This window comes from Micromonospora olivasterospora, from assembly GCF_007830265.1.
In the GTDB taxonomy this organism is placed as follows: Bacteria; Actinomycetota; Actinomycetes; order Mycobacteriales; family Micromonosporaceae; genus Micromonospora; species Micromonospora olivasterospora.
Map to the genome: position 1 here is coordinate 3370056 of NZ_VLKE01000001.1, position 14342 is coordinate 3384397.

The 14342-nt window shown below is 70.6% G+C and carries 13 protein-coding genes; 5 read left to right on the forward strand and 8 right to left on the reverse strand.

The genetic code is table 11. The annotated features are described in order from the left end of the window. Positions 1-122: 122 nt before the first annotated feature. From npdG to JD77_RS15345, 8 genes are all read right to left on the reverse strand, one after another. Positions 123-803 carry an NADPH-dependent F420 reductase gene (gene npdG / locus JD77_RS15310; RefSeq protein WP_145775004.1) on the reverse strand — a complete coding sequence of 227 codons (681 nt, stop codon included), beginning with the start codon at positions 801-803 and terminating at the stop codon, positions 123-125. A gap of 150 nt (positions 804-953) precedes the next feature. Continuing rightward, positions 954-2171 (reverse strand): ornithine--oxo-acid transaminase, encoded by a 1218-nt coding sequence (gene rocD, locus JD77_RS15315; RefSeq protein WP_145775005.1) that lies wholly within the window; start codon positions 2169-2171, stop codon positions 954-956. Continuing rightward, entirely contained in the window at positions 2168-3025 is an 858-nt protein-coding gene (gene ddaH / locus JD77_RS15320) for a dimethylargininase (RefSeq protein ID WP_211372574.1), read from the reverse strand. Before ddaH ends, rocD begins: the two co-directional genes overlap by 4 nt. 6 nt (positions 3026-3031) lie before the next feature. Further along, the gene (gene argH, locus JD77_RS15325) at positions 3032-4552 is read right to left on the reverse strand and encodes an argininosuccinate lyase (protein ID WP_145775006.1); all 1521 of its coding nucleotides are present in this window, start codon (positions 4550-4552) and stop codon (positions 3032-3034) included. Next, the gene (locus tag JD77_RS15330) at positions 4549-5451 is read right to left on the reverse strand and encodes an arginase family protein (protein WP_145775007.1); all 903 of its coding nucleotides are present in this window, start codon (positions 5449-5451) and stop codon (positions 4549-4551) included. Before JD77_RS15330 ends, argH begins: the two co-directional genes overlap by 4 nt. 33 nt (positions 5452-5484) lie before the next feature. Next, positions 5485-6276, reverse strand: coding sequence for an amino acid ABC transporter ATP-binding protein (locus JD77_RS15335; protein ID WP_145775008.1), 792 nt, complete (start codon positions 6274-6276; stop codon positions 5485-5487). Further along, entirely contained in the window at positions 6273-7196 is a 924-nt protein-coding gene (locus JD77_RS15340; protein WP_145775009.1) for an amino acid ABC transporter permease, read from the reverse strand. The genes JD77_RS15335 and JD77_RS15340 overlap by 4 nt, the downstream gene beginning before the upstream one ends. Before the next feature lie 90 nt (positions 7197-7286). Next, positions 7287-8891, reverse strand: a complete 1605-nt coding sequence (locus JD77_RS15345) for a PucR family transcriptional regulator (RefSeq protein ID WP_145775010.1) — start codon at positions 8889-8891, stop codon at positions 7287-7289. 318 nt (positions 8892-9209) lie between these two features. Here JD77_RS15345 and JD77_RS15350 point away from each other — a divergent pair, with 318 nt between their 5' ends. From JD77_RS15350 to JD77_RS15370, 5 genes are all read left to right on the forward strand, one after another. After that, positions 9210-9992, forward strand: a complete 783-nt coding sequence (locus JD77_RS15350; protein WP_281292180.1) for an ABC transporter substrate-binding protein — start codon at positions 9210-9212, stop codon at positions 9990-9992. 2 nt (positions 9993-9994) lie between these two features. Further along, positions 9995-11197 (forward strand): amidohydrolase family protein, encoded by a 1203-nt coding sequence (locus tag JD77_RS15355; RefSeq protein ID WP_145775012.1) that lies wholly within the window; start codon positions 9995-9997, stop codon positions 11195-11197. Continuing rightward, positions 11194-12222, forward strand: a complete 1029-nt coding sequence (locus JD77_RS15360) for a zinc-binding dehydrogenase (protein ID WP_145775013.1) — start codon at positions 11194-11196, stop codon at positions 12220-12222. Before JD77_RS15355 ends, JD77_RS15360 begins: the two co-directional genes overlap by 4 nt. Beyond that, on the forward strand, positions 12219-13247 hold the full coding sequence (locus JD77_RS15365) for an LLM class flavin-dependent oxidoreductase (RefSeq protein ID WP_145775014.1): 1029 nt from the start codon (positions 12219-12221) through the stop codon (positions 13245-13247). The genes JD77_RS15360 and JD77_RS15365 overlap by 4 nt, the downstream gene beginning before the upstream one ends. Before the next feature lie 235 nt (positions 13248-13482). Next, the gene (locus tag JD77_RS15370) at positions 13483-14334 is read left to right on the forward strand and encodes a glycoside hydrolase family 6 protein (protein ID WP_211372575.1); all 852 of its coding nucleotides are present in this window, start codon (positions 13483-13485) and stop codon (positions 14332-14334) included. Positions 14335-14342: the final 8 nt, after the last annotated feature.

Sequence of the window (14342 nt, forward strand, 5' to 3'; positions counted from 1 at the left end):
GGTCTGTGCGCGGTTCGCGGCAGCGGTCTCCGCTTGGTGGAACGGTTTGGCTGGAACGACGATCAGCCACGCGTTGGTCATGGCACGGTGGGCCCCATCATGGTCAGTTCGGAGTGGGCGTGTCAGATGTCGGTGATCCGGATCCCTGCGTGCGCCTTGTACCGGCGGTTCACGCTGATGAGATTGGCGGTGAGTGCCTCGACCTGGTGTGCGTTGCGCAGTCGGCCCCCGTACACGCCGCGTACGCCGGGGATGCAGCTGGCGAGATCCCGCACCAGGTCGGCCGCCTCCCGCACGTCTGCCAGCACCAGGACGTCGGTGTCGACCGAGGCGGTCTCGGAGTCGTCGAGCTTGACTGCGCTCACGTTGTGGAATGCGCCGACCACGGTGCTGTTCGGCAGTAGCGCCTGCGCCTGCTGGGCCGCTGATCCCTCCTCGACGGCAAGCGCGTAGGCACCCTGCTTGTCGAAGCCGAGCGGGTTGACGCAGTCGACCACTACCTTGCCAGCCAGGCTGGGCGCCAGTCCTTTCAGCAGGTCCGCGTGCCCCTGCCAGGGAACGGCGATCACGACGATGTCCCCGGCAGCGGCCGCGCCGGTGTTGTCCATGCCGGACACGAGGCCGCCCGTCGCCCCAGCCAGCTCGGTGGCGGTGTCGGCGGCCCGCTCTGGGTCGCGGCTGCCGATGACGACCGTCAGCCCGGCGGCTGCGAATCGTCGGGCCAAGCCACGGCCTTGCGGTCCGGTACCACCCAGGACGGCGACAGTCTTGCCGACAAGCGACTCGGGCGGGAGATCTGTCATGTGTTCTACTCCTGTTGCATCAGTCTGTGGTCGGTGTGGGACGAGCTGGCCGACTCGGGCCATGAGGGTGCCCACCGCGAAGTCGTAGGCCAGGCGACGCGGCCGAGCGCGGGTCAGGTCCGCAGGCCACGGGATCAGCCGTCCCTACGGCTAGACAGTGCTTTGCCGAACGGCGAGGACCTCCCGCAGTCGGTCCAGTGCCCAGCGGATCTCGTCGTCGGTGGTGACCAGGGGAGGGGCGAACCGGATGGTGCTGCCATGGGTGTCCTTGACCAGTACGCCACGCTCGGCCAGTGCGTCACAGATCTGCCGGCCGCTGCCGATCGCCGGGTCGATGTCGACGCCGGCCCAGGCGCCGACGCCGCGTACGGCGGTGACGCCGTGACCGATCAGGTCCCGCAGTCCGCGGTGCAGCACGTCGCCGATCCGGCGGGCGGCGGCCTGGTACTTGCCGGTGGCGAGCAGGTCGACGACGGCCGAGCCCACCGCCGCGGCCAGCGGATTGCCACCGAAGGTGCTGCCGTGTTCACCGGGCCGGATCAGCCCGAGCACGTCGCGGCTGGACACCACCGCGGAGACGGGGACGACGCCGCCGCCGAGCGCCTTTCCGAGCAGGTAGATGTCGGGGCGTACGCCGGCGAGTTCGCAGGCGAACGTCGCGCCGACCCGGCCCAGTCCGGACTGGATCTCGTCGGCGACGAACAGGGCGCGACGGTCGTCGCAGATCCGCCGGATGCCGGCGAGGTAGCCGTCGGACGGCACGACGACGCCGGCCTCGCCCTGGATCGGTTCGACGAGTACCGCGGCGGTCCGTTCACCCACGGCCGCATCGAGGGCGTCGAGGTCGTCATAGGGAACCACGGTGAAGCCGGGGGTGAACGGGCCGAAACCGGTTCGGGCCTGCTGGTCGGTGGAAAAGCTGACGACAGTGGTGGTCCGGCCGTGGAAGTTGCCCGCCGCCACGACGATCTCGGCGTCGTCGGCGGGCACGCCCTTGACCTGGTACGCCCACCGCCGGGCGACCTTGATGCCGGTCTCGACGGCCTCGGCGCCGGTGTTCATTGGCAGCACCAGATGCATGCCGCAGAGGTCGGCGAGTTTGGCGGCGAACGGACCGAGCCGATCGTTGTGGAAGGCGCGGCTGGTCAGGGTGGCCCGCTCGAGTTGAGCCCGGGCAGCGGCGAGCAGCGCCGGATGCCCGTGGCCGAAGTTCAGTGCGGAGTAGCCGGCGAGGCAGTCGAGGTACCGCTTCCCGTCCACGTCCGTGATCCAGGAACCTTCGGCGCGCTCGACCACCACCGACAGCGGGTGGTAATTGTGGGCGAGCACATCCTGCTCGATCTTGATGGCAGCGGCAGTACGGTTCATCGGCGGATCTCCAGGGTGCAGCACTTGGCACCGCCTCCGGCCTTCGCCAACTCGGAGAGGCCGACCGGCACCGGCTGGTAGCCGCGTGCGGCGAGCTGGTCGATGAGGCCGGTCGCGGCTTGGGCGACCACGACGTTCGCGCCGTCGGACACCGAGTTGAGGCCCAGAACGAGGGCGTCGGCTTCGCTGGCCACGATCGCGTTCGGGAAGAGCCGGGCCAGCGTCCGCTGGCTGCCCAGGGTGAACGCTGGCGGATAGTAGGCGATGGTGTCGTCGTCCAGAACGAACAGGGCGGTGTCGAGGTGGTAGAAGCGCGGGTCGGCCAGCCGCAGTGAGACGACCGGCCGGCCGAGGAACTCCTGCGCCTCGCCATGGGCGGCTGGTTCGGTGCGGAAGCCCGCCCCGGCGAGGACGATGTCGCGGACCACGGCGAAGTCTCCCTCCCCCTCGTTGACGTAGCGCGGCAGGAGAACACCGCCGAACCCTGCGGCGGCGAACCAGGCTCGGTAGGCGGGCGCTTCGGGTTGCCGTACCGGCTCGCGGAACCGGGCACCGTAGATCTTTCCGTCGACGACCAGGGCGCAGTTGGCGGCGAAGACCATGTCGACCAGCCCGGGCTGCGGGTCGGCCAGCTGCACGGTATGTCCGAGCCGGCGATACGTGTCGCGTAGCTCGGCCCACTGCCGCTGGGCGAGGTCTCGGTCCACGGACACGCCGGGGTCCATCCACGGGTTGATCGCGTACACGACGTCGAAGTAGGTCGGCGGGCACATCAGGTACTCCCGCCGGGTGGCCTGGCGGGTAGCCGCGGCGGCAGTCGGTGCCGTGGTCGGGGTGACCGCAGTCGCGCTCATCTGGCCTCAGTCCCCTCGGTGCTGGGTCCCGCCGGTGGCGAGGATCGTGTCGATCGCGGTTTCCAGGGCCACCTCGGCACCGCTGACCTGGCGGCGCAGCCCGTCGATCCGGGTGCGGTCGGCCGCGAGCCGGTCGGCGAACTCGGCGTTCTCCCGGCGTACGGCGTCCGGGGCCGGTCCGCCGTACAAGGTGCGCCGAGCGACGAAGGCGCGGGCGTCCATGGCGTCGGCGAACTGCTCCGCGGTGAGTCCGCTGGGTCGATTGAGAAGTTGCCCGGCGGCCTCGTCGAGCAGAGCGAGCGTCGCCGCGGGAGCGGCGAGTCCACGTTCGACGCCGAGCCGGACGAACACACCGACGACCTGGTGGGCGTGCCGCCAGTCCAGGCCGGTGTAGCGGACGAGGGCAGACGCGACGTCGGTGACCTGGGCCCAGTGGGCGCCGGCTCGGGCGGCCATGCGCGGCTCGTCGAGTCGAAGGTCGGTGAGGATCTGGGTGGTGTCACCGACCTTGGCGGTGATCGCCGCGCACATGGACCAGATCGCCTGCTGCGAGTAGCGCCGCTCCATGATCGGGAAGCCGGTCGGACCACGTTCGGCGGTGATCACGCCGATCAGCGCCGCGAGCGCCTGGGTGGCCACCGACTTGACGTCCTCCAGCGCGTCGGGGTTCTTCTTCTGCGGCATGATGCTGCTGGTGCCGCAGAACCTGTCGGGCAGCTCGACGTACCCGAATTCGGAGGTGGACCAGAGGTAGAGGTCGTCGGCGAGCCGGGCCAGCGTGGCGCCGGCCGTGGCCAGCACGGCGGCCACCTCCATCTCCAGGTCGTGGCTGAGGATCGCGTCCATGGTGTGCGGCAGCGGGGCGTCGAAGCCGAGCAGGTCGGCGACCCGGTGCCGGTCGAGTGGCAGGTCGCTGCCGGTCAGGATGGCCGCGCCGGCCGGTGAGAGGTTGAGCCGGCCGTGCAGGCTGAGCAGCCGCTCGGTGTCGCGGGCGAAGGCGCGCTCGAACATGGTGGCCCAGTGCGCGAAGGTGGTCGGCTGGGCGTGCTGGCCGTGGGTGTAGCCGGGCATCACCGCCTCCCGGTACGTGTCGGCGAGGCCGAGCAGCACGGCGCGCAGGTCGGCCAAAGCCGGCAGCATCGCGTGCAGGTGCCAGCGGATCGTCATCCGGCGGGCCACCTCGATCAGGTCGCCGGAGCTGCGACCGAGGTGCAGCCGCCCGCCGAGGTCGGCGCCGATCGCACGGATCAGGTACTGCTCGCCGGAGTGCATGCCACCGCCGGCTTCGATGCGCGCCGCGGCGACTCCGTCGGCCTCGGCCTCCATGCCCCGCAGCGCGGTGAGGATGGCTCGCCCGGCCGCCGGCTCGAGCAACCCGCGCTCGGTGAGCATGACCGCGTGTGCCTTGTCGAAGGCGTGGATCGCTGGCAGTGAGTCGCCGAGCAGCTCAGTGCGGTGCGCCTGCAGGTGCGGCAGTTGCTCCTCGGTCAGTCGTACTCCGGTACCCCGGAAGCCCTGGTACGTCATCGGCGGTCCGCCCCGGAGCCGAAGACCGCGAAGTGGAACAGCAGGTAGGCGGCGAGGGTGGCGGTCGTCGAGGTGCGGTCGTCGGTAAGCGGGTTGACCTCGGTGACGGCCAGCGCGTCGCAGTGCGGGGCGAGCAGTCGGACCGCTTCGAGGGCCTCGCCGGAGGTGAGGCCGCCAGGCTCGTGGGCGCCGGCGCCGGGCGCGAACGCCGGGTCGATCGCGTCGATGTCGAAGGACAGGAAGATGTGGTCGGCGCCGGAGACGCGGTCGAGGATCTGTTCGACGGCGGAGACCGGGCCGAGGGCCTGGAACTCGCGGGCGGTGATGTGGGGCAGGCCGCTCTTTCGCTTGAACTGGGCCGAGGACGGGAAGTTGAAGTGCCGTACGGCCACCTGGATGCAGTCGTCGGCGTTGAGCCGGCCGAGTTCGAGGCTGCGGCGCATGCCGCTGGACTGGCTGAGCCGTCCCTGGAACCGGTTGTGATCCAGTAGATCAAGGTGGGCGTCGAAGTGGATCACTCCGATCCGGCCGGGCAAGGCGTCGTGCACGCCGCGAGCGACCGGGAACAGCACCGAGTCGTCGCCCCCGATCACGATCGGGGTACGGCCGTCGCGCAGCGACTCGGCGACCGAGGCGGAGCAGGCGTCCAGTGTGGCCTCGATGTCGTGCCCGACGACGTCGACGTCGCCGCGGTCGCGCAGCAGGTCGTCGCCGACCTCGTGGACGGAGTCGGTCTCCAGCGAGTAGATGGCGCCGTCCTCGATGCGTTGGGTGATCCAGCGCAGCGCGTCGCGGATCCGGCCGGGGGCGTACCGGGAACCCGGCCAGCCCAGGGTGGATCCCCCGTCGAAGGGGACTCCCCACAGGTCGAACTTGCGCGATTGGTGCGAACGTGGCATTGCGGACCTCTCGGAGGTGGGGTACGGGTGCTCTCAGCCGAGGACGCGGGAGAGGAATTCCTGGGTGCGCGGGTGCTGCGGGGCGCCGAGGACGATGCCGGGCGGACCTGACTCGACCACGACGCCTTCGTCCATGAACACGAGCGTGTCGCCGACCTCGCGGGCGAAGCCCACCTCGTGGGTGACCACGATCATCGTCATGCCGTCGGCGGCCAGCGACTTCATCACGTCGAGCACCTCGCCGACCAGTTCCGGGTCCAGCGCCGAGGTCGGCTCGTCGAAGAGCATCAGGTAAGGCTCCATCGCGAGTGCCCGAGCGATCGCGACCCGCTGTTGCTGGCCGCCACTGAGTTGGGCCGGGTAGGCGTCGTACTTGTCGGACAGGCCGACCCGGTCGAGCAGCCGGCGGGCGGCGGTCTCGGCGGCGGCCCGGTTGTGCCCCAACGCCCGTATCGGCCCCTCAAGGACGTTGCCGAGCGCGGTCATGTGCGGGAAGAGGTTGAACCGCTGGAAGACCATGCCGATGCCGCGCCGCTGCCGTGCGATTTCGCGTTCGGTCAGCTCGTGGAGTCTGCCGCCGCGCAGTCGGTAGCCGACCAGGTCCTCGCGCAGCCACAGCTCGCCGCCGTCGAGGCGTTCCAACTGGTTGATGCAGCGAAGGAAGGTGGACTTGCCGGAGCCGGACGGGCCCATCACGCACAGCACCTCGCCGGCGCGCACCTGCAGGGACACTCCGCGCAGCACGTGTACCGGTCCGAACGACTTCTGCAGGTCGACCGCGCGGACGACCGGGGTCGTGCCGTCTGTCGGTGGTGGCTGGCTCACTGCTGCGGGGCTCCCTTCAACCGGCGCCCGAGTGACCGGGCCTTACGGTTCGGCAGGGCGTGGAAGCCCCGGCCGAACCGGCGCTCGACGAAGTGCTGGATGACGCTGAGCACGGAGACCACCGCCAGGTACCAGATCGCGGCGACGATCAGCAGTTCGATGATCCGGTTGTTGGAGTAGTAGATGAACTCGACGGTCTCCAGCATCTCGCCGTACGTGATGACGGCGGCGAGCGACGACATCTTCAGCGTGCTGATGAACTCGTTGCCCAGGGGCGGCAGGATGACCCGCATGGCCTGCGGCAACACGATTCGGCGCCGGATCTGGTTCGGGGTCAGGCTGATCGCCTGGGCCGCCTCGATCTGGCCCTTGTCGACCGAGAGGATGCCGGCGCGGACCAACTCCGCGGTGTAGGCGCTCATGTTGATGCCGAGGCCGAGCAGGGCGGCCATGAACGGCGTCATCACGTCGATCATGCGGGCCTCGAACGGCCCGAAGCCGACCGTGGGGAAGACCAGCGCCAGGTTGTACCAGATCAGCAACTGCAGCAGCACCGGAATACCGCGGAACAGCCAGATGTAGCCGAAGGCAATGGTCCTGGTCACCGGGTTCGCCGACATCCGCATCACCGCGACCAGCACACCCAGGACGATGGCCAACGCCATGGAACAGAGGGTGATGATGACGGTGTTGGCCAGACCGTGCAGGATCGCCGAGGCGGTCAGGTAGCGGCCTACGACCGACCATTCGATGCTGCCCTGGGCGAAGGCCCGCACCAGAAGTGCGACCAGCACGACCACGACGGCTGCCGAGACCCACCGGCCGTAGTGCCGTAGCGGCACCCGGGGCAGCCCGGCAAGCTGCCCGGGGCCCGGCGGTGCCGCCAAGGTGCTGGCCCCGCCGTGTCCAGTGCTCCTCATCGCGTCTCCCGTCTGTACTTTCGCCGAGTCTCACCGGGCCGGCAGGGGCAGCGATACCTGACATCGGGTCCAGTCAGCGCACCGCGGGCGCTACTTCCTGTCCTGCTCCGGCCCGCTGCCACGGCCCGCCCGTCCGGTGCCCTGCTCCGGCACGGGCTGGTCGTCGGTGTCGGCCGCGCTGTCGGCGAGCAGCGCGAGCCACAGCTCCATCCGGCCGTACGCCGAATCGAGGTCGCGCCCGGTGATCTGCTCGATCCGGTCGATCCGGGCCCGCAACGTGTGCCGGTGGATGCCCAGCTCCGCGGCGGTCTCGTTCCAGTGGCCGTTGTGCGTCAGGAAGGTGCTCAGGGTGGCCAGCAAGGTTCCCTCGCGACCCTGGTCGTGCTGCTTCAGCGGGCCGAGGACCCGGCGCACGAAACCGGCCAACGCCTGCGGCGACTGGGCCCGGATGAGCATGTGCAGCGCCTCCAGATCGTCGAACCGAGTCACCGGCCGCCGCTCGGCCCGGCCGACCTCGGCCGCGTGGGTCGCGGCCCGGTACGACAGCCCCACCTGCTCGATCGGCACCACGTCGCCCAGCCCGAGCGGCACCATCGGGCGTACCGAGGCCAGCCGGGCCAGCGCGGCGGCGGCAGTCTCCGAGCCGTCGACGAGTACGGCGACCCGGGCCTGCCGACCGGCCTCCTGCGCGACGACGGCGCCGGGCAGGTTCGCCTCGGCCATCAGCTCGTTGAGTTCGTCGCAGACCTGACTGCCCCGGCTGGCGGCACAGAAATAGACGCCAACCCGGACAGCTGCCGGGTCGAGGTCCCAGGCGAGGGCGTGCTGGGCGGCGACCTCGCCGGTGACCGCACCGCGCAGAACCTGGGCCAACTGGTCGGCGCGCAACCGGCGGATCTGCTGGCGGGCCGCCTGCGAGCGCTCCATCTCCAGGGACAGCAGCGCCACCGCGCCGGCCAACACCATCCGGCTGTAGTCGCTGGCCGCGCCGGGGACGCCGGCGATCAGGAAACCGCGCATCCGGCCCCGCGCCCCGAGTGTGTGGATCGCCACCGACTCGGTCGGGCCGACCACCGAACCGCTGGAGCGGATACCGCGCTCGCGGGTACGCATCACGTCCGGCAGCAGCGCGGGCAGCCGGTCGGCGGCCGCTGCCGGATGCGCCCGCACAACGTTGGCGGCGAGGTCGGTGAGCACTGCCCAGCCGCCGAGTGCGCGCGAGACCTCAGCAACGAGGCCGCCTCTGCCGGACTCGACGGCCGCGGCGGTCAGCGCCTGCTGAGCGTCGAACGCGCGGGCGATGGTGTCGTAGCGTTCCGCCGCGAGCAGGTTCGACACGGCCTCGGAGATTGCCACGTAGGGCGCGTCGACCGGCACCTCCAGCACCGGTAGGCCACGCTCCTCGGCGGCCTGGATCAGCGGCCCAGGGACCTGGTCGTACCCGAGTCCGACACCGAAGCCGAGTCCTGCCAGGCCGGCATCGGCGAGCCGGTGGACGTACGGGCCGAACTGCTCCGGATCATCGATCTTCAGGCCGGTGGTGAGTAGCAACTCCCCGCCGCGAAGCCACGGGGTCGGGTCGATGGTCTCGCTGACGTGCACCCACCGGACCTCGTTGTCGAGACCGCGGTCGCCCGCGCATACCCGCAGGTTCAACTCCGGCAGCGCCAGAACCTGCGCAATCGTCACAGTCACGGGAACATCCCATCTCCTCGGCTGGACCAGTGTTGCCAGATGGTGACATGGCCGTGAAGTACAGTCCGACCTGCGGCGACTGGACAAGCGGTCCCCTTCCGATGCTTTCGCCGCTACTTGAACACTGGGGCCACGTTGCCGAGGGGAACCGGTGGCGAACGTGCGGGGCGGGTGTGCTGACACCCCGCCGACCCGGAGGAGACACACGTGAAGAAGCGAGCCATCTGCGCGGTCTTTGCCGCAGCCCTGCTCGCCGGATGCGGCGGCACCGATGCCGACGCCCCGGCCCCGGACCAGTCGGACAACGCGTTGCACGCGATGCTGCCGGAGTCCATCCGAAAGGCGGGAGAACTCCGGGTAGGAAACAGCCCGGTATATCCTCCGATGTCGTACTTGCCGAAGGGGACGGAGGACAGGAACAAGAGGCAGGGTTTCGACGTCGACCTGGCGCGGGCCATCGGCGAGAAGCTCGGCGTCCGGGTGACCTTCGTGACACAGGAGTACGAACAGTACATCCCGTCATTGGCCACCGGCCGGATCGACCTTATCGAGTCGGCGATGCAGGATCTCGAATCGCGTCGGGCAACGGTCGACTTCGTCGACTACTACACGACCGGCCCGCAGTTGTTCACCCTGGCGGACAAGGCCGCCCGGTTCCCCGCCGAGATTGACGTCTGCGGCGCCAAGGTCGCCGTCGACAGCGGCGACACCGGCTACCGGAACGCCCTGGCCAGCTTCAGCCAAAAGGTCTGCGCTCCGGCCGGCAAACCGCCGGTGGAGGAGCTGACCACCAACGGCACCGCCGACGCCCTGTTGCAGATAGGGCAGGGGCGGGCCGATGTCGGCATCCGGGGTGCCGAGTCAATCCGGTACGTCACCAGCGAGCAGGAACCGGGCAAGTACGCCCTGATCGGCAAGCCGATCACGGAGATTCCCGTCGGTATCGCGGTGAGCAAGCAGCAGCCCGAGTTGCGGGACGCGGTAGCGGCGGCGCTGACAGCGGTGATGGACGACGGCACCTACGCCCAGATCGGCGACAAGTGGGGGCTGTCGGACATCCTCCGTCCGGCGGTGACGATCAACGGCCAGCCGGCGAGCTGATCGTGACCCTTACCGTCCTGCGCGGGGGCATCCTGCTGGCGCCGCAGCCCGCCGGAACCGGCGACGTGGTCGTCGCCGGCCGGGACATCCTGGAGGTCGGACCGCCCGGCCCCACCTCCGGCATGGCCGCCCAGGCGACCGTCGTCGACTGCGCCGGGTTGCTCATCGCACCCGGCGTCGTCGACGGCCACCTGCACATCCTCGGCGGGGGCGGCGGCAGCGGGTACCACACGCGCATCCCCGAACTGCCCGCTGACGTGATCGTCGAAGCGGGCACCACGAGCTGCGTCGGAATGCCCGGCGTGGATCCGATCACCAAGAACCCCGAGGCGTTGCTCGCCCGGGCGTACGCGCTACCGGCCACCGGGCCACGCGCCTGGGCGATGGCCGGCGGCTTCCACTGGCCGCCACCGACCGTCACCGGCTCGATCCTGCGCGACCTGCACCTGCTGCCCCACCTCGTAGGCGTCAAGATCGCCCTGTACGAACACAAGGCCACCGCCCCCGGGCCGACCGAACTGGCTCGACTGCTCCGCGAACTCGAATGGGTCGCCGGCGCTACCGGCAAGGCCGGCCTGCTGCACGTGCACCTCGGCACCGCCGTCGGCGACCCCGACCTGCTGGCGCGAGCACTCGACGAATCCGGTGCCGACCCCGGCCGGGTACAGGTCACGCACGCCAACTACACCCCTGACACCCTCGGCCTGGCCACCCGCCTCGGCGGGCTCGGTTGCCGGGTAGACGTCAACCCACTGATCAATCCCGACCGGATCACCGGCGCCATCGCCCCGGTGGACGCGATCGCTGCCCTGCTGGCCGGGGGCGTGCCCGCCGGTCAGCTCACCCTCAGCAGCGACGGCAATGCATCGGTGCCACGTACCCTGCCCGGCGGCGATATCGAACCGTTCGCCTACCGGGTGGAGTTGCTACCCACCGTACGGGCGCTGGTCGCCGCTGGCGTCCTCGACCTGCCGGACGCGCTGGCCCTGGTCACCGCGAATCCGGCCGCCGCGCTGCGGCTGGACAGCGCCGGTCCTCATGGCATCGGCACCCTGCGCACCGGCGGCCCCGCCGACATCGTCGTTCTCGAGCCCGACCTGCGGGTCCGGCACGTCTACCGTGACGGCGAGCAGCTAGTCCGCGACGGCCGCGCCGTCGCCCCGAACCCGTTCCGCCCGCCGCAGCGACCGGACACCACCCCGTGACCGCCGCCGACCCGGTGACCCGGCAGGTGTTGTTCACCCCCGCCGAGGCCGCAGCCGGCGGCCGGCCGGCCCCGCCGCACCCCGTGTGGCGGTCGGCATCACGGGCGGCGCCGGCTGCCGATCAGGTACTCATCCAGGTGCATGCAGCCGGCCTCAACCGCGCCGACCTGCTGCAACGCGACCTCGACTACACGCCGCCGGCAGGCGAGTCCGCCGTACCCGGCCTGGAGTGTGCCGGCACCATCGCCGCGATCGGTCCAGATGTCGCCGGCTGGCAGGTCGGCGATCAGGTATGCGCACTGCTCGGCAGCGGTGGTTACGCCAGCCACGCTCTGGTGTCACACCACCAACTGCTGCCCGTCCCGACCGGCTGGACGATGGCCGAGGCGGCGGCGCTGCCGGAGGCGCTGGCGACCGCCTGGTGGAACCTGCGGATGATCGCCGGCGTACGCCCCGGCGACCGCGTGCTGGTCCACGCCGCGAACTCCGGCGTCGGCACCACCGCCGTCAAGGTCGCCCAGTCGCTGGGCGCCACCGTCGCCGGCACCGTCCGTGGCCCAGCCCTCGCCGACGCCGTGCACCGGCTCGGCGCCGACCCGGTGGTGGTCTCCACCGCCCTGAACTCCGCCGACGAACTGCGCCGGCTGGCACCCGACGGCTTCGACGTCGTACTCGACCTCGTCGGTGCCGCCGTCGCCGACATGACCATGGTCGGGCTGCGCACCGGCGGTCGGTGGCTCAGCGTCGGCGTACTCGGCGGTGACCAGGTGTCGCTGAGCCTACGCACGGTGATCCGGCGCCGCCTGGTACTCACCGGCGGCTCGCTGCGCAGCCTGCCACCGGCCGAGAAGGCCGCCATCATCGCCGACCTACGCCGAGCCACACCGTGGGCCGGACCGGTCGACCTGCGACCGGTCATCGCCGCCCGCTACCCCGCCGCCCACGTCGCCGCCGCTCTGGACCACCTCGAGCGGGGCGGCCTGATCGGCAAGATCGTGCTGACCGACCTCGAGGAGATCACATGACGCCGTCCAGTTCCGCCAACCCCATCGGCCTGGCACTCGGCTACGACCCGGCGGTCACGGTCCGCCGCATGGCCGACTCGGCCGCCGCCGCAGAACGAGCCGGCTTCGACACCGCGTTCTTTTCCGAGACGCTGTTCACCAACCGCGATTCGGTCTCTGCACTGGCCGCGTTCGGCCTTGCCACCAGGCGAGTCACACTCGGCGCCACCCAGGTCGTGCGGCTGCGCAGCCCACTGGTGATGGCCCAGTCCGCAGCCACCCTTGACGAACTCAGCGGCGGCCGGCTCGTGCTGGTGCTCGGCGCCTACACCGCCAAACACGCCGCCCGCAACGGCCGGCCGCTGACCGACCCCGTCACCACCCTGCGCGAGTATGTCGAATCGATCCGCGCCCTACTCACCGGCGAACCCGTCACCTACCACGGCGAGGTCGTACGGCTCGACGACGTCGCACTCAACTTCCAGCCGCTCCGGCCGGACATTCCGATCTGGATCGCCGCCGCCAGCCGCAAGGGTCTGGTCAACGCCGCCTCGATCGGCGACGGCGTGCTACTCGACGCCGGCACCTCCCCGGAGTACTCGGCGAACGCCGTCGCGCTGCTACGCGCCAGCGCCGAACAGGCCGGCCGCGACCCGGACGGGCTCGCCGTCGCCCAACTCATCAATACCTCGATCGAGGACGATCGCGCCGCCGCCATCGAGGCGATCCGCTGGGAGGTGGCGACCAAGTTCAAGTACGCCTCCACCCCGAAGGCGAAGATGTCGGTCGGTGAGCCGACCATCGACCCGACGGACCTGCCCCGGTTCGCCGCCACGTACGAGGCCGGCGGAGAGGCGGCCCTGCAAAAGGTGTTGCCGGAGCGGTACGTCACCTCGCTGACAGCGACCGGCACCGTCGATGACGTACGGGCCCGCGTCGATGCCTACCGGGCGGCAGGCGTGACAATGCCCCTGGTTCGCCCCGCCGCCCCGCACCAGCTCGACCGCTTGCTCACCACGTTTGGTCAGGCCCACACCGTCGGCTGAGGGGCTGCGGGCGGTGTCGCACCCATTGACAACGCTCGCCAACCTTTCCGTGCGCGCCCAGCAGAGCGAAGGTTGACCGGTCAACGGATCGGGCCTCGAGGCGCTGCTCGGGACACTCGGCCTGACCGCGGCCGACACCGGCGGAGGCGTACGGTTCGACCGGCCGTCCGCGTCGGCCGGGCCGTCGTCGCAGCCCGCGTCGGCCGGGCCGCTGGCGAAGACGTCCGGGTTCTTCGTGGACCCGAACTCCGAGCCGGCGAAGTGGGCCCGCGCCAACAAGAACGATCCCCGTGCCGCGAGGATCAGCGCGGAGATCGCGACCCGGCCGATCGCCAAGTGGTTCGGCGAGTGGTTCACCGACATCGGCACCTCGGTCGACAAATACGTCGACGCCGCCACGGCGGCCGGGAAACTGCCGGTCCTCGTCGCGTACACCCTGCCGGGCCGGGATGCGTGCAGCGGGTTCTCCGGTGGCGGCCAGAAGACACCCGCCGAGTACAAGAGGTGGTTCTCGGCGTTCGCCGGTGCCATCGGCGAACGCCCCGCCGTCGTCATCGTCGAACCCGACGCCCTCGGCGACGCCGAATGCATGTCCGCCGCGCAGATCGCCGTACGCAACGAGCTGCTGAACTTCGCCACCAGCGAGCTGCGCGCCAAGGCACCGCAGGCCTGGGCCTACCTCGACGCCGGCAACGTCGGCTGGGGCGAACCCGCCGAGATGGCGGCCCGCCTGCACGACGCCGGTGTCCGCAACGTGCGGGGCTTCGCCCTCAACGTGTCGAACTTCCACCCGACGGCGAAGACCGTGGAGCACGCCGAGAAGATCAACGCCCAGCTGAAAAACAAGGGCCACACCGCAGGCTTCGTCATCGACACCAGCCGCAACGGCAACGGCCACGCCGGCTCCTGGTGCAACCCCCCGAAGCGCAAACTCGGCTCGGCACCGCAGCCCGGCACCACCGGTGAGGACTACCGCCTCTGGATCAAGACCCCCGGCATCTCGGATGGCCCCTGCGGCACCGCGCCGGGCGTTCCGTCCGGCACGTACAGCCCCGAACTCGCGGTCAAACTCATCGACGGCAGCTGAGCAACACC

Bases quoted from the DNA above. Each gene is read 5' to 3' on its own strand.
- rocD (WP_145775005.1), bottom strand. From the start codon at position 2,171: ATGAACCGTACTGCCGCTGCCATCAAGATCGAGCAGGATGTGCTCGCC.
- JD77_RS15340 (WP_145775009.1), bottom strand. From the start codon at position 7,196: ATGAGGAGCACTGGACACGGCGGGGCCAGCACCTTGGCGGCACCGCCG.
- argH (WP_145775006.1), bottom strand. From the start codon at position 4,552: ATGACGTACCAGGGCTTCCGGGGTACCGGAGTACGACTGACCGAGGAG.
- JD77_RS15350 (WP_281292180.1), top strand. From the start codon at position 9,210: ATGCTGCCGGAGTCCATCCGAAAGGCGGGAGAACTCCGGGTAGGAAAC.
- JD77_RS15330 (WP_145775007.1), bottom strand. From the start codon at position 5,451: ATGCCACGTTCGCACCAATCGCGCAAGTTCGACCTGTGGGGAGTCCCC.
- ddaH (WP_211372574.1), bottom strand. From the start codon at position 3,025: ATGAGCGCGACTGCGGTCACCCCGACCACGGCACCGACTGCCGCCGCG.
- JD77_RS15365 (WP_145775014.1), top strand. From the start codon at position 12,219: ATGACGCCGTCCAGTTCCGCCAACCCCATCGGCCTGGCACTCGGCTAC.
- npdG (WP_145775004.1), bottom strand. From the start codon at position 803: ATGACAGATCTCCCGCCCGAGTCGCTTGTCGGCAAGACTGTCGCCGTC.